Consider the following 19,078-nt stretch of genomic DNA (forward strand, 5'->3'; position numbering starts at 1 on the left):
CTTTCATGCGAGTTTATCTTTGGAACATTCTAGTTCTAGATGTTTTATCACAACCAAGGATTTTTTTGAACGATAGTAGCTATCAAATCTTGCTATCAGCAATTGTTTAAGAAATACCCAAAAAATATAACTTATTGATTTTTAAATTGATTTAATGATAGAGACGGAGCTTGGCATAAAATTGATAATAGGCAGTTAGACTACATAAAGCACTTGTTTTGACCTGCCCCGTTGATATGCATACTGTCCGCTTCACGCCCTGAGACATTCGACAAGCTTTTTATGCCTTCAGTAAGGGCGATTTTCGCGCTTCAAGAGCCAGCAAATATTTGGCTTCGTCGTACTGGGTTCTGGTCTTCCAGCAGCGGTAAATGATCCTTATCCACTTGAATGCCAGAGCCCGGATCGCTGACTGATGAGATTTTCCTTTTTCTCGCAACCCCTGATAATACAGCCGGGCCCAGTATGATGAGTTAACCGTCTTGGCAGCCCATTCGATAAATGTTTGCCTGACGAACTTGGCACACTGCCATCGCCAGTGAACCCAGGATTTCTGGCCACTTCGTTCTGTCACCGGTGCAATACCTGCGTAGTTTTGAATTTCTTCAGCGCTGTTAAACCGGTCACGGTTATCACCAAGCGCAGCAAGCATCCGTGGGCCCATGCACGGCCCCATACCCGGAAGTGATTTGAACAACCCTGAATCTGGCAATGTGTCAAACAGCCTTTCGATTCGTTCGTCATAGGTTTTGATGATTTCACTCACAACTTTAATTTGTGTCGCCAGTGCTGTTGCCATCAGAGCATTAGCCTCTATAACACTCTGATCTGTAGTCAATGGGGTAGCGTTATCAATACTCGCAATGCGCTGCCCGGTAAGGACCATTGCGCGACCACCTTTGGCATTCAGAAAGTTGCGGACCGTGTCGCGTCTGGCACGCTTCAGTTGCTGCAGACTAGGCCACCGTATAATCAGTTCACACAACAGCAAGCTGCCCCGGTGTGAGAACCACTCCAGCGGCTGAGGATAATACTGCTTAAGCGTGTTGATGAGCCTGTTCACAAAGCGACGTTTGTCTTCGACCAGCAGTCGACGCTACTCAACTAACTGCTGAAGTAACCGAATATCCGCATTGTCATGTTCTATGGCTTTTATCTTTTGGGGATAACGTAGCATTAGCTCTAAAGCTAACTCAGCATCCTGTGGATCATCCTTCGCACCACTTGGCCATAAGGTTTGCCGATAACGGGCCAGCGATAGCGCGTGCACGGGAAAGACCGTGACAAAAGGGTACTTCTGGAGAGCGTACACCACCGGGCCTTTCTTCAACTCAAGGGCGATGGCGATCCTGCCTTTCACCTTTTGGTGCAACCCGATGAGCCAGGTATCAAGCGCTTCCGGCGTGTGTTCAATTATATGGAATGTGCGCTCACCGTTTTTACACTGAACGCAGACATCGTGCTTTTTATCCGCCCAGTCAAGACCAACATGAGCAGCAAACTGATCTATCGCAGTCATAACCAACTCCTTTTTATCGGGGATTGGTATGCATTCCACGTTCTTCGAAAGAAATATAGTCAGCAGTTTATCTGCATGCCCTGAGTATTCGTTAGCGAACGTGGAGCACCTACTGGCTCGAAAGAAAAGCGGCAATCATCAAGTCACATGATTCTGGCACAATATTCGTAACCAGTAAGCGCATACCCTGAATCACTAAGGAGTGTAACTCTCAGGGTTCGAATGACTATATTTGGCACTGAGTTGCCCGCAAGAGTTCCATCAGGCGGCTATGAGCGAGGTGCGGAAGTTAGTGTAAACTGTGAGTTAGCATACCAAAGCCATCTATATTGACCTCTGACATGTATATTGAATCAGTGGCGATTCACATTTCACAACAGAGAGAACAAAATGATCCCTGAATTATCAACACACAAGACGTATTCCGATCTTTGGAAGAAAGAGTCAGACTCGTTAGACAAATCTGATGTATATAAAAAACTGGCCGCGTTTACCCCTGATGGTAACGTGTTGGAATTCGGCTGTGGCGCGGGTCAAAGCACCGGCCATCTGCTTAAGTCCCACGCCGTTCTGTCACTCGAAAACAATAAGTATTTGATTCAGATGGCAACCGATTATCTGCTCGGTTTGGGATTCAGCCCCAACATTCGCAAATGCGATTTTTATGCTTTGGGTGACGATGACAAGCAGGCTATACGCGACTTCGAACCAAAAGTAATAACTGGCTGGTTTATTGGTGGTAGCGGTGAAGATCAAATTCTGCGTATTCCCAACCAACCAAACCCAACTGAACTTATGAAGTCTTATCGTGAAAAGATAGAAGATATCATTGTGTCTCGAGATGTTTGCATAGAGTCAGTTGAGTACATTCAGTTAGGTATGCGCGGTTTTGGTCTTGTCAACTCGGACAAGGAACGTGACTTCACTGATACAAAGGAAAACTTCGATCAATTTGTATTTAGTCAGGCTGGTTTTGAAGTTATCGCTGTTGACTCGTTCGTATGGGAAGTTGATAAAAGCGTTTTCCCCTATGCAAACGCGAAAAACCCCAATTTTAACGAGGGCAAACCAGCTCAAACCATTCCTTTAATCACCTCTATCCTAGCTAAGCGTATTAGCAAGTAACTCATAAAAAAACCGGTCAACATGGCCGGTTTTCATTAACACTGACCTGCTCCCCATTGATTAACACAGACAAATATAAGCAACGTCTGCTTGTGGCACAGGCTGTGTGAAAACTCGGTTTTTGCAGTATCTGAGTACTATCCTCAGTCAGGGATGCAAGATATTCCTGATATTGACTGTATTCGCTGTGATTTGTATGTAGAGGCAGAACGAGGCTTTTGTGGCTTGATATGGAGTGCTAATGGCTTGTTATTAGGGGCTAAAGCGGCCACTCCCGCTAGTTGCATTGTTCTCGCAGCTTAATGGCCAATCCTTCGGTACCCCAGATGGACATCATCCTTTTCAGGTTATAAGCCAGCACATGCAGACTGATTTCGGTGCTGACGTTTTTAAACCGTTGCGTCAGGAAGTGAGTCGCTCCCATCCACATTTTAATTGTCCCGAACGGATGCTCTACCGTTTGCTTTCGCACGACAGCTGTTTGTGGTGAGGCGTTAAGCCTGGCTTGCATGTCTTCCATTTCTGCTTCATGAACCCAGCGCCTTATACGTCTCGGATCGCGTTTTGATGTGGTGCACCTTGACCGCTGACTGCAATCGCGACAAGCAATATTGTTAAAGTACATTTGCTGCTCTAAACCATCCTCAACCACCGTAAATCGGTTCTGAAGCTCGCTACCCATCGGACAAATATAGATATCTTTTTCCTGGTCATATTTGAACAATGAACGATTGAAAAGACCTTTGCGGTCAGAGCCAGAGGTATCGCCTTTTGGTACTAAGGCTACGGCACCTAAATCCTGCGTTGCTTTAATATCACCCCGGCTGTAATAACCTTTATCAGCCAGTACGGTAATCTCCGCTTTGCCAACAGCGTCCTGCGCTAATTTTGTCACCGCTGTTAGCTGCCCACGGTCTGGTGTATTCGTTACTTCATGCGCAACAATCAGGTGATATTTAGCATCAACGGCAGTCTGAACGTTATAGCTAACCTGGCGGTTAACATTGTTTATCTTCATTAGCCGGGAATCAGGATCTGTCAGTGACAACTGCTTATCAGGGTGCTGCACAACGGCCTGTTGGATTTGCTTGAGTTCTTTCAAACGCTTTTGCAGCCATGCCAGTTTTGCAGCGGTTAAACCTGCATTTTTTTCGGGCTCCGCAGCCTTGTCAGCTTCATCGAGCTTATTCAAGTAAAGAGCGATACTTTGCTCAACCCTTTCGATGTGGCCTTTTGTTGATGCGCGGCGCGATAAATTTAACACAATCTGCGCGATAAATAGCGGCGCGTAACATTTCAATAATTGAAAACAAATTACATTTTTACTTTGTTGGCACCGTCGGCCAGTCGATATTCGGCGCTGTAGCGGTATTGATGCGACTCAGCAGTACGACGTAGGTTTTCCAGTCGGTCAAGGCCGTTTTTTCTTCGTCGGTTGCCAGAGCCAGATCCACTGCATAGGTTAATTCATTGATACGGTCATTGGCGGTGCGGCGGAGTGTTGCCAGTTGCTGCTGTGCGACAGTGACGGCGGCGGCGTGTTGGGCGTCGGTGTCAGTTACCCACGCGCTGCCATCCCATTTATCATACGGTGTTGCCGGCACCATCAGTGTCACATCATCTGGTAAATTACCGAGGGCGGTGACTGTTTGCGCCTGGCCAGTTTGCGTGCCGTATACCGTCTGTCCACGATAATCGGGCACCTGTTCCCATGCGCTACCGTCTGTCGTGCGGCGTAGCGCCTGACCGGCTTCGGGTGATGTGGGTTCATCGGCGTAGCTGTCGGCGGGAATACCGACGCCCTGCATCAGGTATTCATCACTGGCCCCGCAATATTCGCGGGTCTGTGGGTCAACATGGTAAACCGTTATCCAGCCCGCGTTTACGGCCAGCCCGGTATTATTAAGGTGTGTTTGTGCCTGAATTGAATCACTCATTATGCAGCCCTCACAATGTAGTTAAATGCCACGTTGCGTGGTCTATTTTCTGTTGATGTATTTATACCTGGAATATTGTTATCAAACGTCATGACGAATCCTCCATAATCCGCGCCTCCCTCTGCTGGGGGTATTGTGCTGTCAACATGATTCATTCCCAAAACACCGAGGCCGCCGAATTGAGCCCCTATCGTTTGCGCATGTACCCCGGGTACACTGCCTGTCATTTGCTGCATCGCATGGGATTGTTGAGATAATAGTGTGCGTCCATTATCAACCGCCCGACCATCATCCCAACCGCGAATAAACTCGCCGCGCAGGTCGGGCAAGGTGCCGGACGGATACGTCATGGCCAGCATTGGATATAACGCTGTATTGAATGTCTGACCGTTGCATTTTAGCCAGCCAGTTGGCGCGGTGGCCTGCGGCCAGGGTAGCGGGATTCCCACCAGTTCGCGGATACCCAGTTTTAACGCCAGTTCCGATGTGACGCTAGCCGATAGACTGGTTGTTGCAGCGGTAACAAAGGCCGTGGTGGCAATCCGTGTGCTGTTTGTCGCTTGTGCCGGGGTCGGTGCTGTCGGTGTTCCGGTCAATGCTGGGCTGTTAATCGGGGCGTATTGCGGATGTGGATTTGCTGCAGCGACATGTTGACTGATCGTGCTCCCTGTCTGTTCCTGTTGTTGTTTCAGATACACCGTCCGGTTAGCCAACTGATTGGCCTGCCGGTTAGAAATCCCCCCGGCCCACCCATGACGGGATCCGAAGTTTCGAGCTGATAGATGCCATCTACCCACTCTGTCTTTTCTGTTAACTCGGCCATCAGGCGCTCCCGTAGTTGTAGCTGTTATCGTGATTTGCACTGTTGTTGTAGCGAATCGGTGCTGCGGTATATTCGATGCTGGCCAGTTTGCAGCGTGCTGGAGCAATCATGTTGAGCGTGTTGCGAAGCTGCTGTGCCTGGTCGTTCGTAATGGGCTGACTCATTAGCACGCGATAAATTGGCCACGCTGATTTATCGCCGTGAACCATAATCCCGTTGTAATTGCGCTGACCGTCATAATTCAGCCGGCCAATGTGTTCAATCAACTCAACATCGCCGAATCCGAGGCTGCGAAAAACCTGGCGTATCGCCCAGGGTGTGCCTTTGTAGCGATGCAGTTCGATAGCGGTCTTGATCATCGCACGTCGTGCATCATCTGATTCAGCCAGTTCCCAGCCATCGCCCTTCAGCGAGAACTGTTCGGCCAGTGCATCCAGCGCACTCTCATTAACGATATCGACCAGATACACCATCAGCGCATCAAGATTCAGGTCATCAAATCGTCTTGTGAGCTTGGCCAGCGCCGACAAGCTGACGTCAGACGCAATGACCGGCGGTAGTTGCATATCAGTCATCAGACACCCCGCTGACGTTAATCGTGATGCTTGTACAATTGGCCCATTGATGCTCTTCTACGGCCAACGAGGCGACAGGTGACGCAACAACAACGTCATACACCCCGGTTACAGACAGGGCTGCGATCAACTGGCTGAGTACGACATCGTTATCCAGTGTTGCGCCTTTCGTTGTTGCCCAGGCCGTCACCGCGCTTTCTGCTGCCGTTTTCACTGTGTCGGCCAGCTCACCCCGACGGATAACCAGCTCTGCGCGGATTTCGTAATTAACAGCAGCCGGTGCGGAGACAGTAACCGTGTCGGTGAGCGGTCTGACTTTTTCGTCAGAACAAATGCTGTCAACCAGCGCGAGTACCGCGTCAGACGGCACACCATCTGACATCAGTGGATACAACGCCACGGTGCCAGGCTCCGGCGAAACCACGGCTATATCGACAATGTCAGGGTGCGCACTCATTGCGTGATAACGATAGGCCAGCCTTGAACCTGCGGTGCTGAACGCTTCAGGCGCGAGCTGTATGCGCTCACGCAGATGATAATCTGACTCGTCATCCGACCCATCACTGCTGGCTGTCAGGTTTTTGACCGTGAAATCCACATCATCAACTTCATCAAGCAGCGTGCTGATCTGCGCCGGTTGCCAGCCATTGCCGACGGTTCCAGCGTCCGTGCATGTCGCTGATACAGTGACGGAGAGCTGACCAGCCTTCAGCATCACGTCAGTGTCTGTAGCAAATATCACGCTGTCGGACGCGCTGACGCGAGTCCCAGCAGGAATAAGCACATCTGTTAGCAGCGCTGTTTCAACAGTAAATTGCAGTTGTTTGATAATGGCCGGGCTAGCCGACAGGCGGTATGTGCCAACCAGTTCGCCGAGGTAATCAAGCATTGGTGCATCGGCATACCGCACAAGGTTCTGCTTGGCAGCATTCTGAATGGCGCTGCGCAACAACATTTCTCTATATGCGATAATGTCCAGCAATAGCCTTTCAGCCTGGGCCGGGTAGAGTGTTTTACCGCTGTCCGCTTCATACTTCGCAATCATCTCGGCAGTGATTGCGTCTGCATCGCGTTCGATGAAAACCGGTTCTGTCGTTACCGCCATACAATCTCCGTTTCAGTGTCAGTACCTGTCGTGGTTTGCCACTGCACGCGCAACGTCAGGTGTTCACCATCCACCGTCGGTTTGACGGCCAACAGCTTGCAACGCGGCTCCCACCGTTTGATAGCTTCGACGGATTCGCGGACAACATGCGGAATAGCGCGGTCAATTGGGTAATCAATATAAAGATGGAGATTGTTGCCGAACTCTGGGCGATGTGGATCACTGCCGCGTGGTGTGCGCAGAATAATGCTGATGGCCTGGGCAATATCGTCAGCTCCCTCGACCAGTTCGCCGGGGTTTTTGAGCTTCGGTTGCCAAAAAACAGAGTTCGTATTCATGGGGGCAGTATCGCCCCCGGAGAGAAAGCCGGATATTAAACGACTTTAATGAGAATGGTGGTTTGAGTTGCCGCCGGTATCCATGATGCTACCTGTGGCATCGATATTGCCGTCTACGCTGACGTTCCCCTGAATAACCGCCGCAGCACCGCTGCCGCCGGAACCGGCCAGCCCGCCCTGGTATGTCAGTCTCCCTTTCACCAGCATATTTCCTGTCACTTCGGTTTCGGTTGCATCGAGTGTGACTTTCTGCGTTCTGACCGTTACATCAGCGGCACACTCAATCACGATATGCTCAATGCCGCCGCTAATCGTGAGCGTGTGCGTCTGCCTGTCATAGTAGAAAGCCCCGCCGTCGGCGTGCGTCGTGCCACGCACATCAGGATTATTGACTGGCGGCGTATCGACGCTTGAATAGACTGAGCCGAGAATCACGCCGTCTTCGCCATGTTCATCCAGTAGCACTTTAACCTGCTCGCCAACATCCGGGAGCCAGTAGTCTTTATTGTTTCGCGTATTGCGCTGCACCACATCCAGCCAGCCGGTACGCATGTTATCAAGCTCAGGCAGACGGACACGGGCGCGAACGGTAGCCGGGTCAACAGCGCTAACAGTACCGGTATGCAGGGTCATTTTTGCTCCTTCACCGTGGTGGAGGTCGTACCGTCAGGGTGATACACGGTCAGTGTCGTGGTCTTTTTCTTCTTCTTCGTGCCTTTTGTCAATGGGCCTCTCACGATCTCCATTTCAGTGACGTAACCGTTGCTGCGCGTCATGGTGTGACGCACAGCATTCAGCAGCCAGTCCCCGGAAAATTTGCCAAACCCGGTCAGCGTGACTTTATTGCCTGCTACCAGTCCGGCCATGCCCATGAGCGTAATCTGACCTTGTTCCTGATATTCGTTGTGTGCATTCAGCGCAGCGGTGGCTTTCCGCTCCGCCGTATCACTGCTACTGGCTCGCCCATTGACTTTCAGCGTGTCGGCGCTCGTGGTGTCAGCGTGCGTCGCCGTCTTGGCTGTTTGGGTACTCTGCGACACAGAACCGTCTGCCTCATACACTACCAGCTTCTTATCGCTGGCTTTCTGATGCTTCAGTTTTGCGGATTTGTACACCCGGTTTATCGTGTCACGCAGTGAATAACTGCTGATATCCGTTCTGGCCAGCGTCATTGCGCTGGGTAGACTACGCAGCGTATCCAGATGTGAGAAAATCAGCTGTGTCGCGGTCACTTTGACTGCGTAGCCGTACTCTTTGCCGAGCCGCTTGAGGAACGCGACGTCTGTTTCATTATTCTGCGTCACACGATCTAACTTGATTGGCTCAATGCTGCCGACTAACTTTAACTTGTGCTTTTTGGCGATGCGGCTGGCAATCGCGCCGAGCGTTGTGTTTTCAAATCCCCGGTTGGATTTTGTGCGCAACGCTGTATTCACCGACGTCGCTACCCCCTTTATTGAGATCGTGGATGGCGGGCCACGGCTTTCAATCTCATCAATCGAAAAGGTGCCGCAATCCAGCAGCGGTTCACCGAGATAGCCCATCTTCAGGATCACCGTATCGCCTTTACCCGGATACCACTGGTTTTCCCATTTCCCGTCCGTGTCCTCCAGCTCGATTTCCACCGTGTCCGATTCGCCTTTGATGTTGTCGGTATAGGTCATGCGCAGCACATAGGGCGCAATATCCTGAGTGATGTTCTTTTTCAGATACACAAGGCTGAACATCGGCGTCAGAACATCCTGAGCGACAACCGGCTGCTGCGGTGTGGTCGTCAGCGTAGCCACGGCGGCGTATCCTCCACATTGTTGATCTCAATCGGTTCGATAACGGGGATGGTCAGCACGATGCCAGACGGCAATACCGGCGTGATGGCAACGTGAGGGTTGGCGGCGACAATCCGGTCATATCCGAGAGGGTCACCATAATAATGGTTGGCGATGGTATCCCAGCGCTCACCAGTTTTGGTGATGTGTTCAATAAACATCGGTCAGATCCTCCGGGTGGAAATTGCTGCGGCCATTTTGCTGACGGCAGGTGACGACTGGCTCATCATGCTGGTCGCTGCCCCCAGTTGCGTGCTGACTTCGTTCATCGCCGCCTCGATGTTCCCGCTGCCAACGCCGAGCAAAGATGACCGTGCATTGTTGACGAATGACAGCGCTTGGCTGGACGAACGGACGGCACGAGCAGCATCGGGGAACGCACTGGTGACAGACGACAGCGCAGGAATGGCGTTTGTTAGTGGCGTCGCCACGCCGCCCAATTGAGTCATCAGCCCCGGCACGCGAGACAGAGCCACAGTTGGATTCGTAGCCATCTTTTGCACCAGACGAACGGTGCTGGTTGCAGTCTGTAGTGCCGACTGGGCATTACGCGCATAACCGACGGCAGAGCGAACCATTGATGCCATGCCAGAGGGTGCCGCCGCAGTAGACTTTGCTACTGCTTTTGTATTCGGCACTGTTTGCGCGATAGCGGGGGCGGTGAGCGGCTTTTTCGGATCGCCGACGTACTCACGCAGCGTCACCTGTGCATTCAGGGCCAGCACATTGCCTGAGCGGTCAGTCTGTTCGCTGGTTGCCTGGACGTCGGTTACCACAAACCAGCCACGATAGTCTCCGTTGCCGAACACCAGCGCCTGAGCGTTATGAGTGTGCATCAGATTGCGCAAGCGGGCCAGTTCAGTTTCCGGGGTGCAGTACAGCCAATTAAACACCAGGCTGATACTGATTTCGTCCAGCTTCTCACCGATGAATTGCAGGCGGGGTTTGCCTTGAATCAACGCATGTTCGGCATAGTCCACACCGAACTGGGCCTCGAACCCGTCCCAGTAGGTGATCAGCTCAAACTCAATATCGCCCAGCACGGCAAACATCAGGCGTACCCCCGGCGTTGTTGTTCTGTGACGATGCGCTGCAACATTTTTTCCAGTTCGTGCATTGACAGATTGAGGGCTTTTGCAATATCAGGCGGGCTGCCATTTTGCGTCTGGCCGTTGATATTGATTGTTGGTGAGTATGACACATGGAGGCCAGGCGCTAATTCTGTACCTGTAGCGGTATTGCCCCGGCGCAGGCTGGCCGGGTTGAATGACTGACCGACTCCGGGGATTTTCGGCACCTCAGGTGTTAGTTCTGTAGCCAGACGCTGACCCGCCGCTGCCGCCAACGGGGTGCTACGACTGATACCAATCGCGGCACCCTGGGCGATATTGTCACCAAACCCCATAAAAACACGCGAGGGAGAATGAATACCTAATTTTTCAGCAAACCAGCCTTTGATGTTGTCGCCCAGTTCGCCGACGCTGGCCTTGGCTTCCTCCCATTTATTGCGTATACCGTTCACAAACCCGCTGATGATATTGCTGCCGAACTCACTGAACTTAGCCGGTATGTCAACGCCAAAATATTTCATCACCCCGGCAAAGACTCTGTAAAACAAGCCGAGGGGTGACCAGTCCAGAATTAACCGCGTCACACCGCTGATGCCGCCTGAAAACGCAGTCTTAATATCCGCCCAGCGCTGTTTAAACCAATTGCTGATAGGTTCCCAGTAGCGATAAATCAAATAGGCCGCAATAGCGATCCCCGTGATTAACAGGCCAATGGGGTTTAACATCAATGCACGTCCCATCAGGATAATGGAACGCCCAACTAACATAATTCCTCTCAGTAATGAAGTGCCTAAAATTCTGCCTAGATTTGCGGCCCCTTTAGCAATATTGCCGAACAACGTGATCCACCGACGAGCTCGTCCTCCAACCCCAAACGATTCACGGAGTAATAGCCATTTGGAGCGCAGCAGCACCGCACCTTTCCAGAGGTCAACGACAGGAGATAACAACAAATTCAGTGCCAGTTTGGTTCCAATAGATGCCGTCTTAAATGCCAGTAATCCGGCGGCGGCTGTCACCACACCGTTGACGATTTCCGGGTTGGCGGCGATCCATTTTGCTGTGCTATCCAGCAGCGGAATAATGGTTTCACCCAATGACAGCAGCGCTGGCTTTAATGACTCTCCGATTCCTATCGCCGCTTCATTCATTCTAATTTTTGTTTGTCGCCACCTGGCTTCTAACGTGTCATTTTGTTTTGCTGCGTCTTTATCTAATGTTTGCTGAGCATCTGGACTATTCATTTCCTGCTTATTTGACTGGTATTTTCCCCAGTTCTGACGCATCGAAATCAAATGCTGGGCGGTCTGAATATCAGTAAACACTTCCGCCATCCCGAACGATTCAAACAGCTTTTGCTGAGTTTCTTTATCCCCAATCGCACCCGCTTTTTCCCATTGCGCGGCAAATGCCTTGCCCTTGCTATCAATAAATTGATTGGCAATCATAAGTGATGCTTCGTACTGGGAAAAACCCTGCTGGTTGTACTTCAGCATGGACTCTTTATAGTTAATGCCCGCCTTCTCATACTTCTGAATAGTGTCGCTGCGGTTCATCGCTGCCAGCCAGTTAGTCATATTGGTCACCGCCTCGTCGGCTGAGCCAGATCCCTTAGCGACTTCCAGACTGGCAACAATCTGGCTAATGGCTTCTTTACCTACAATCCCTTTAGCAGCAAACGACTTCGCCAGTCCTGGCAGCGCTTTTGCCATATCCTTCAATTCAAAAGAACCCAGTTTTGCACCGGTCGCTGCCATTGCGAATGCCCGTTCCATTTCTTTGGGATCAGTAATTTGTAACGCAGAACTGAAGGCGTACGTCATCTTTGCAAGCTCGGTCATATTCCCTTTAGTCGCGGTGGCTGTTTTCCCCAGCATTCCAGCAAACGTTGATGCTTGTTCTGGATTCATCCCATCGGCAACCAACTGCCCGACGCCACCCAGCAGCGCTTCCTGTGTCTGATTGACTCTCAGTGCCGCCTGTCGAATAACCGTCCCAATAGCTTGTTCTTGCGATTTATCCAGATCCCCCGTCACTGCAATATCCCTCAATCCAGACTCAAAACTGGCGTATTGCGTCACTGAGCTGATAATGGGAGCGGCTACTGTTCTGGCTACCGCGTAGGTTTCCGCCCCTTTGGCATAGAGTGACATCCGGTTGGCCCGTGCCGCGTCACTGATGGCAGAAGCTGAAGCGAGGCGATTTTGCTGGCGCTGAAGCTGCTCCATTGTGCGACCGACACGCTGTAAATCACTATTCATGCGCTGGCTGGCACGAGAGCCAATTTGTCCGTAGCGCTCCATTGCCCGTGTCAGCCCGTTTTGCCGTTCTTGTAAACGGCGGGTGGTTTCACCAATCGAGTCCAGCGTATGGCGGGTACCGGAAATAGCCGAGCGAAAGGCCCCCGAAATTGCCCCGCCGATAATGATACCTATTGAGAACTCAGTGGCCACCGTCTACACTCCAATTATTCAGTTGATACGGGATGACAGATATGGGAAACGCGCTGACGGTATGTAAAGGGCTGCTGATAATGGTAGTCGGCAGTATCTATCTTTATCTGCTGACGAAACTGGTTATCTATACGGTTAACAGCAGCAGCGATGCATTGGTCTGGGTATTGATGATTGGCGGCGGTACCGTGTTATTGTCGATTGCCCTGGTGTTGGCCTCATTTATCCTGCAACCCGCCGTTTATTTGTTAGCTGCGCTGTTCGCTGGCGTTGGCGCACTACTTAGTCGCTATCGCCGTTCTCACGCTTAATCTGAATGCTGGCGATGTCCAGCCAGTCTTCCAACTCATCCACCGGCAATGCGTCCAGCTCACTCGGTTGCCACCGCCACCACCGGGCCAGCATCGACTGCGCTTCCATCAGTACCCTGGGATTGTGCAACCACCCCTGTAATGGCCTGAAATCGTTTCTGTAGTGCCAGATAGTCCCCCAAATCCATCCCATCCAAATCTTCCGGCACCAAACCCGACGAGCGGGACAGCAGCAAATCGTCCCAGTCTTCTGGCTGTTTACTGATGCGCTGAACGGCCTTCAGGTCTTTGACCAGCAGGCGGCGTAACGTCAGGGTTTCAATGGGAACACCGGCAGCGGTGGAATACGGTACGGATAGCTGAAATGTTTCTTGAAATGTGTCAGACATGATGTGCTCCTCTTTATAGGTGGGTTCAGGAGCAGTATGAATATGGAGGAGGAAAGCAGATAGTAAACGGGATTAAAGAAGAAAGGGGCCGCAGCCCCTTACCGTCACGACTACCCCCCCAATATTGATGCGGTAGTCCGTCAACTGGTCAACGCCGCCAACGCGGAAGATATTCGCCAGGTAATCGAGTTCCAGCAGTTCTTCGCCGTCCAATACCTGCTTAATGTACGTGCAGGTAAACGAGCTGGAGAACTCAGCGTTCTCATGCGGTTTGAATGTCCCTAACGGATTTTTTTTAAACATGATGGTCAGGTATGTGACCAGTGCCACTTCATCGATACGACCTTGCGAGCTGTAACGCTCAACGTTAGAACGGCACTGTAACGACAGCGAGCTATACGGATTGGCGGCAGACAGCATCGCGTCACGGTAGAACGAGTTCCACTTGATTTCGCCCTCCAGCTTATCAAACCCGGATGGCAGTTCCACTTTACCTACCATGCCCAATGCTTTGTGCTCTTGCATGGTCATAGTGACATCCGGCAATTTCACTTCTTCGGCACGGCCCAGCAGGTTCGTGCCGTTCAGGTAAATGTTCGCATTGGTGATGCGGTTAACTTCAATCTTGGCCATTAGCTGTCACTCCCGGAAGTTAAATTAGCCAGGTATTCTGAGGTGATCTCCGTCTCGAACGTCAGGCGTTCGAGCGGGGGCGGCGGTGTGAACTTATAGCTGAGTAGCAGATGCCCGGATGACAGCTCGGTTTCTTCGTTCCGGGTCGAGTCATACCAGCATTTGAATCCCAGCAATGCGCCGTCGCCAATCAGCTTACGTCCATAGGCATTGACCGATTCGGTCAGTGAGTCGATAAGTGCCTGGGTGATCGGCATATCGATATATTGCAGGCTGAAATACCGTATCGACTCATTGATCACATCTGCTGTCCTGCGCACGTTCTCAAAGTTCTTCATGTGCGTGACGGTTGGCCACGCTGCTGACCGGTTACCCCACAGGCGTAACCCTGTACCGTAGGAATTGAACACGGTAGTAATGCCTTGCTCGTTCAGCAGGTTCACTTCACAGCTCGGGTCATCAATCATCGCTGACAACTGGCGTTCAACGCCGGTAATACCCTGGATTTCCTGGTTAGAACTGCTCCACCAGAATCCTTTTTCCAGGTCAACTTTGGCACGCAAACCAGCCGCCCGCTGGCTCAGTGGCTCCAGCCGTTCGGCATTAGTCGCTGAGTCGTACACTTTGACGTGCGGATAAAACAGTCTGACACGCGCAGAACTGGTGTTGAAATTGATGGTGCCAGTGGGGCCGCGACCAGTGACCACCTGCTCATAGGTCGTGCCAATCGGCGCATCCACATATGCCATCGCACCCAGCTTCTCAGCCAGCGCTTGCAGCTCGACGCGGATACTGTTCTGTGTGCAGTACACCGGGGCGATCAGAATCTTGGCGAAGAATCCAAACTGGTTATAGGTATCGTGCAGCAACTTCATGCCGGTGCGATTTCCCGTTGCGTTGACGGCACCGATGATGTCGGCGGCGGTCACTTTTGTCGGGTCGGCGTAGTCGTAACTCGCCAGCACCGTATCACCGAGCGCTTTATTCAGCCGTGTAATGACGCCCGTCTGTTGATCCAGCGTGTAATCCGTATCGAGTACATACAGTGCCGAACCGGCGTCTTTCTTCAGCTCAAGACTGGCCACGACGGGATTAGCCAGGGTTACAGAACCGTTGCTGTCGAACGTTACCGGCTCATTGTCCACATGCGTTTTATGCACTGCCGGGTCGAGCACGTTGATAACCAACACCGTGCCTGCCGCATGGTCATAAATGGCATCCAGCGCCTGGGGTATCGTGAACCCTGTCAACTGACCGCCGAATTTCGCCGCAGCGGTATCAGACGTGCACAGCGTGACGGTATTGACCGGCCCCATCGGCGCAGTGCCAATCAGCCCAATCACGGCTGACTTCACGGCTTTGACGACGCGAGCGCCGGTTTCGACCTCTGTGGTTTCGACACCGTGAAGATAGTTAGCTGCCATTGTTCACCTCGTTTTTCTTGTCTGCTGTCTGCCGGGTTTTCGCCGGAGTAACGACAGGTTGGTCATCAATGGGTGTCAGGTGCTGCAAGGCGACCAGCGTTTTCACGTAGTCGTTATCCGGCGGCAGCGAGACGTCTTTGCCTGGCCACAGCAGCACTTCAGTACCGTCGGCCAGCGTGACGCCTGATGCCGGACCGGTGTAGCGATAGTTTTTCATTCTTCCTGTTCCTCTGTTTCAATTCCGGCCAACAGCGGCCCATCAGGCAGTTCTGTATCCTCAAGCTGGACAGCCACGGTCGCAAAATCGAGGGCGTACTGCCATAGACCGGCGACGTTGCCGATAAACACATCCCGCACAAGCCAGATTTTCCGGTTACAGCCGGGCGGCGTGTAACCGCATAGCACACGCCGCAATACATCGAGCACGGCTACTGCGCCCTGACGACCATTGAGCTGTCGGAATACCACGGTGGCGTTAAACGTCACGGTTTGGGCCTGCAACATCGCGCCGATGTCTTCTGGCTTGCCGAACTTTGACCCGGCGTAGCTCACAAGAACCGCCCCGGTAGGGTGATTCAGGCGGTAGTCCGCCGGTTTCTCCGGGAAATACTCAATGTGCAACGTGGGCAGTTTTTCGCGCAGCCGGGATACCACGGCATCCACAATCGGTGAAACGTCCATCAGAATTTATCCAGTACGCCGTTACGTCCACCAAACGTCGGCTGACGCCCACGCACCCTGAATTCCCCACGCTCCGGCGCATCCGTACCGGTTGACTGCAACCCGAGCGTCAGCTTTGCATCACGTATCTGCTCAAGCTGTTTCAGTGCCGTTTTACAATCGTCTTTCACCAGGTCTGGTATGGAGCCTTCCGGGCGACGGGCATACAGGCGATAACGAGTCAGCGTCACCGCAATGTCGCGCAGCACGGTCGGAATTTCGGCCAGCGGCAAGGTGTATCGTCCTCGCAGGTGGGCGTCGATCAGCTCATCTGCGTAGCGAATGCAACTGCCAACTACCATGATGTTAACCGGTGGTGGCGCATCAAATTCCACCGTTTCATTGGTCAACTGAATCAGCGTCGCTTCCGGCACCAGTTCAAGTAAATCCGCCCCCGTACAGTACATGTCACACCCCACGCAGGATACGTATGATGTCGCCCTCGGCGGTCGCCGCATCCAGTGCGATGCCGTTCGATACACCGGCAGGCGTTTCACCCGCTGCGGCGACCTGCGGGATAGCGCGGGCGCTGGCGTCGGACTGGACAGCCTGGCCGCGTGCGATAGCCGCCCCCGCTTCAACGGCAATAATCCCCAGCACGTTGACCGGTATTGCCGTATCTGCGTCACCGTCCACCTCAGCAACACCGAGAGCAATCGCCCCGGCCGCACAAGGGGTATTATCTGCCCCGACAAACCGCTGCGCAGTCAGCGCGGCGGTGGCCACGATGGTGGTGGTCAAAATAGGTTGCTGTGTTGCACTCATGACGCCCCCGTTATTTCAGGATATTGGTAATCAGATACCCGGCATCACCGCCGACTACTGCGACTTTGTAGATATCGGTGTAACGGCAGTAATTCACTTTGCCGCCCGTGCCAGGGTATTTATCGACCACCGGCATACCACGGCGGCGGAAGGTGTAGCCAAACGAGGGTTCGTTTTCATCAGCACTTTCCGCACCGTCAGCAACAGGTGCGACGTAATGCAGCATCAGTGAGTCACCCCAGATATCAGACTGGTCTTTCCCGACAGCCGGGGAACTGACGGCCCCCCCAACCAGCACTTTCGGAATATTGAAAATGTCAGCCAGAATCTGCTCGGTGATACGCTTGCGCTCATTGGCACCAATCTGCGCCTGAATGGCCGGGTGATAGCGCAGCGCAGACATGACACTGGCCCCTAACGTCATTACATTTGGTCGCATACCGATCGCGTTTCTGACCGCATCAATACCCGCCTCAATCATCTCAACCGGCTTACCGCCTCCGTCTTTCCAGCGCTCCGCCGCAATTAACGCTTTTTTTGACTTGTCGAGGTAGATTTTCGAGTCTTGCGCCAGGCGTGCCGCATAAAGCTCGCGCTTTAAGTCGATACCGTTCGTTGCCCGACGGGTCGCTTTCGCTTCTTCGTTGAACAGCGATTCCGCCTGTTCACGGTAGTCAACCGGTGCTGCCAGGTCGTGCTCGTTCAGCACGATATCCATCGAGCTGGATTTCTCGCGCAGCAGCACGTTACTTTCCGCCCCGATAGCTCGCTCGGTGTCGTACTCGACGAACGCGCCTTTCCCGAACAGTGGCACGATAATGCCTTCCTTCTCAGCCAGAACGACCGGGAACAGGTTTTCGCCAATATACGCAGCATTGCGATACCCGCGTGCGACGGATGTCAGCACCGGGTCAACGATGCGTTTGCCTCTCAAATAGTCAGACATAGTTCTTTCCTTAATTACAGGCAGCGGGCGACAGCAGCGTCGTAGCTGATGCCTTCAGCTTTAGCGAGTGCCTTAGCTTTGTTGTGCAGGGCAAGACGGGCCGGGTCGGCTTCGGCGAACTCGGCTTCGACGGGTACGTCATTGTTGCTTTGTACCCGCGCTTTCGTTGCGCTCTCACCAAAAAGCAGCACAGGCGCAGCGCCACTCAGCAGGTCTTTGAACGCTGTCGCCAGCGGACGGGTCACGTCGCCTTCAGAAAACTCCACCGGATTGTCACCCGTTGAAACCGCATCCAGCAGCGCAACAACCACCGACTGTGCAGCCGGTGCCAGCGTGCCGTCCGCCACCAGGGTTTCTGCAAACGCCACATTAGTGGTGTGAACCGTTTCCTGACGACGCTGCGCATCGGCTTTCGCCTGCGCTTCCGCGTCGGCTTTCAGCCGGGCGTTCTCTGCCTGCATCGCTTTAATTTCTTCTTCTGTCACCGTCGAATCCTCGTTGTGTGATGGTAAATTTGGCGGCTCACTAAACGCCGCCGGGGGTACTTTCGCGTCGTCACGGCTAGCTTCATCGCGCAGGGCATCCAGTTGCCAGGGCGGCAACACCGTGTCTGCGTCTTCCAGCCCGAACTTGCTGATGATGAAATCGCGCAAACGGCTGAACAGGCTGGCACTGGTCATCAGCCCCCAGTCTGCAAATTCCACAACACCTTCTTCTTGTTCGCCAAACGCCGCAGATCGCAGCCCTTTGATGGACGGCGGCTGTGCGCCAAGAAACCCGACGTGACGCAAATACAGCACGCCAGGCTTAGGGTTGTTCGGGCTGTCGGGGAGATAGAACGACGCGGAGATTTTTTTATAGCGCCCGGCTGTGACCAGTTCGGCGAACTGGGGGTCAACCTGCGCCGGTTCGGCCAGCAGGTCACTGCCCGTTGCTGACAGTGACGCGACCCAGCCATAGGCGGGGTCATCCGTCTTGGGATGGCCAACCACAATCGGCGCTTCATGCACCGCCGGGTCATAGGCCGCAGCACACGCAACCAAATCAGCAGGCGTAAACGGCAACGTCGTGCCGTGCATGTCGGTATGGGTGCCAGATTTGAAGATGTGTAAAGGCATA

At 52.8% G+C, this 19,078-nt stretch carries 21 protein-coding genes and 3 pseudogenes; 2 read left to right on the forward strand and 22 right to left on the reverse strand.

Annotated elements, in window-relative coordinates; all coding sequences use genetic code 11:
- Positions 1-280 precede the first annotated feature (280 nt).
- Positions 281-1,519, reverse strand: a pseudogene (locus PCO85_16135) (IS110 family transposase).
- Between the two features lie 390 nt (positions 1,520-1,909).
- On the opposite strand from PCO85_16135, the gene PCO85_16140 reads away from it, so the two are divergent.
- Entirely contained in the window at positions 1,910-2,644 is a 735-nt protein-coding gene (locus tag PCO85_16140) for a hypothetical protein (protein ID WJV52739.1), read from the forward strand.
- A gap of 277 nt (positions 2,645-2,921) precedes the next feature.
- Here PCO85_16140 and PCO85_16145 read toward each other — a convergent pair.
- The 11 genes and pseudogenes from PCO85_16145 to PCO85_16195 all read right to left on the reverse strand — a co-directional run bounded on the left by PCO85_16145 (position 2,922) and on the right by PCO85_16195 (position 12,771).
- A pseudogene (locus PCO85_16145) lies at positions 2,922-3,878 on the reverse strand (transposase).
- A gap of 88 nt (positions 3,879-3,966) precedes the next feature.
- Positions 3,967-4,581, reverse strand: a complete 615-nt coding sequence (locus tag PCO85_16150; GenBank protein WJV52740.1) for a tail fiber assembly protein — start codon at positions 4,579-4,581, stop codon at positions 3,967-3,969.
- Positions 4,581-5,404, reverse strand: a pseudogene (locus PCO85_16155) (phage tail protein). The gene PCO85_16150 and the pseudogene PCO85_16155 overlap by 1 nt, the downstream one beginning before the upstream one ends.
- Complete coding sequence (locus PCO85_16160; protein ID WJV52741.1) at positions 5,404-5,979, reverse strand: phage tail protein; 576 nt, start codon at positions 5,977-5,979, stop codon at positions 5,404-5,406. The pseudogene PCO85_16155 and the gene PCO85_16160 overlap by 1 nt, the downstream one beginning before the upstream one ends.
- Entirely contained in the window at positions 5,972-7,084 is a 1,113-nt protein-coding gene (locus PCO85_16165; protein ID WJV52742.1) for a baseplate J/gp47 family protein, read from the reverse strand. Before PCO85_16165 ends, PCO85_16160 begins: the two co-directional genes overlap by 8 nt.
- Complete coding sequence (locus PCO85_16170; GenBank protein ID WJV52743.1) at positions 7,075-7,422, reverse strand: GPW/gp25 family protein; 348 nt, start codon at positions 7,420-7,422, stop codon at positions 7,075-7,077. The genes PCO85_16165 and PCO85_16170 overlap by 10 nt, the downstream gene beginning before the upstream one ends.
- Positions 7,423-7,467: 45 nt before the next feature.
- On the reverse strand, positions 7,468-8,055 hold the full coding sequence (locus tag PCO85_16175) for a phage baseplate assembly protein V (GenBank protein ID WJV52744.1): 588 nt from the start codon (positions 8,053-8,055) through the stop codon (positions 7,468-7,470).
- Positions 8,052-9,149, reverse strand: a complete 1,098-nt coding sequence (locus tag PCO85_16180) for a contractile injection system protein, VgrG/Pvc8 family (protein ID WJV56112.1) — start codon at positions 9,147-9,149, stop codon at positions 8,052-8,054. The genes PCO85_16175 and PCO85_16180 overlap by 4 nt, the downstream gene beginning before the upstream one ends.
- A 47-nt stretch (positions 9,150-9,196) precedes the next feature.
- Complete coding sequence (locus tag PCO85_16185) at positions 9,197-9,409, reverse strand: tail protein X (GenBank protein ID WJV52745.1); 213 nt, start codon at positions 9,407-9,409, stop codon at positions 9,197-9,199.
- Positions 9,410-9,412: 3 nt separating this feature from the next.
- Entirely contained in the window at positions 9,413-10,300 is an 888-nt protein-coding gene (locus tag PCO85_16190) for a phage tail protein (GenBank protein WJV52746.1), read from the reverse strand.
- Positions 10,300-12,771 (reverse strand): phage tail tape measure protein, encoded by a 2,472-nt coding sequence (locus tag PCO85_16195; GenBank protein WJV52747.1) that lies wholly within the window; start codon positions 12,769-12,771, stop codon positions 10,300-10,302. Before PCO85_16195 ends, PCO85_16190 begins: the two co-directional genes overlap by 1 nt.
- Positions 12,772-12,812: 41 nt before the next feature.
- On the opposite strand from PCO85_16195, the gene PCO85_16200 reads away from it, so the two are divergent.
- Positions 12,813-13,082 carry a hypothetical protein gene (locus PCO85_16200; GenBank protein WJV52748.1) on the forward strand — a complete coding sequence of 90 codons (270 nt, stop codon included), beginning with the start codon at positions 12,813-12,815 and terminating at the stop codon, positions 13,080-13,082.
- Here the strand turns inward: PCO85_16200 and PCO85_16205 are convergent.
- The 10 genes from PCO85_16205 to PCO85_16250 all read right to left on the reverse strand — a co-directional run bounded on the left by PCO85_16205 (position 13,054) and on the right by PCO85_16250 (position 19,077).
- Positions 13,054-13,191, reverse strand: coding sequence for a GpE family phage tail protein (locus PCO85_16205; protein WJV52749.1), 138 nt, complete (start codon positions 13,189-13,191; stop codon positions 13,054-13,056). The two genes, PCO85_16200 and PCO85_16205, sit on opposite strands and share 29 nt — an antisense overlap.
- Positions 13,142-13,471 carry a phage tail assembly protein gene (locus PCO85_16210; protein WJV52750.1) on the reverse strand — a complete coding sequence of 110 codons (330 nt, stop codon included), beginning with the start codon at positions 13,469-13,471 and terminating at the stop codon, positions 13,142-13,144. The genes PCO85_16205 and PCO85_16210 overlap by 50 nt, the downstream gene beginning before the upstream one ends.
- 72 nt (positions 13,472-13,543) lie before the next feature.
- Positions 13,544-14,104, reverse strand: a complete 561-nt coding sequence (locus PCO85_16215; protein WJV52751.1) for a phage major tail tube protein — start codon at positions 14,102-14,104, stop codon at positions 13,544-13,546.
- Entirely contained in the window at positions 14,104-15,528 is a 1,425-nt protein-coding gene (locus PCO85_16220) for a phage tail sheath subtilisin-like domain-containing protein (protein ID WJV52752.1), read from the reverse strand. Before PCO85_16220 ends, PCO85_16215 begins: the two co-directional genes overlap by 1 nt.
- The gene (locus PCO85_16225) at positions 15,518-15,745 is read right to left on the reverse strand and encodes a hypothetical protein (GenBank protein WJV52753.1); all 228 of its coding nucleotides are present in this window, start codon (positions 15,743-15,745) and stop codon (positions 15,518-15,520) included. Before PCO85_16225 ends, PCO85_16220 begins: the two co-directional genes overlap by 11 nt.
- Entirely contained in the window at positions 15,742-16,209 is a 468-nt protein-coding gene (locus PCO85_16230) for a Gp37 family protein (protein WJV52754.1), read from the reverse strand. Before PCO85_16230 ends, PCO85_16225 begins: the two co-directional genes overlap by 4 nt.
- Entirely contained in the window at positions 16,209-16,655 is a 447-nt protein-coding gene (locus PCO85_16235; GenBank protein WJV52755.1) for a DUF1320 domain-containing protein, read from the reverse strand. The genes PCO85_16230 and PCO85_16235 overlap by 1 nt, the downstream gene beginning before the upstream one ends.
- A gap of 1 nt (position 16,656) precedes the next feature.
- On the reverse strand, positions 16,657-17,013 hold the full coding sequence (locus PCO85_16240; protein ID WJV52756.1) for a DUF2190 family protein: 357 nt from the start codon (positions 17,011-17,013) through the stop codon (positions 16,657-16,659).
- Positions 17,014-17,023: 10 nt separating this feature from the next.
- Entirely contained in the window at positions 17,024-17,959 is a 936-nt protein-coding gene (locus PCO85_16245) for a major capsid protein (protein WJV52757.1), read from the reverse strand.
- Between the two features lie 14 nt (positions 17,960-17,973).
- Entirely contained in the window at positions 17,974-19,077 is a 1,104-nt protein-coding gene (locus PCO85_16250; GenBank protein WJV52758.1) for a peptidase, read from the reverse strand.
- Between the last annotated feature and the right edge of the window lies 1 nt (position 19,078).

This window comes from Prodigiosinella aquatilis (genome assembly GCA_030388725.1).
Lineage (GTDB): Bacteria > Pseudomonadota > Gammaproteobacteria > Enterobacterales > Enterobacteriaceae > Prodigiosinella > Prodigiosinella aquatilis.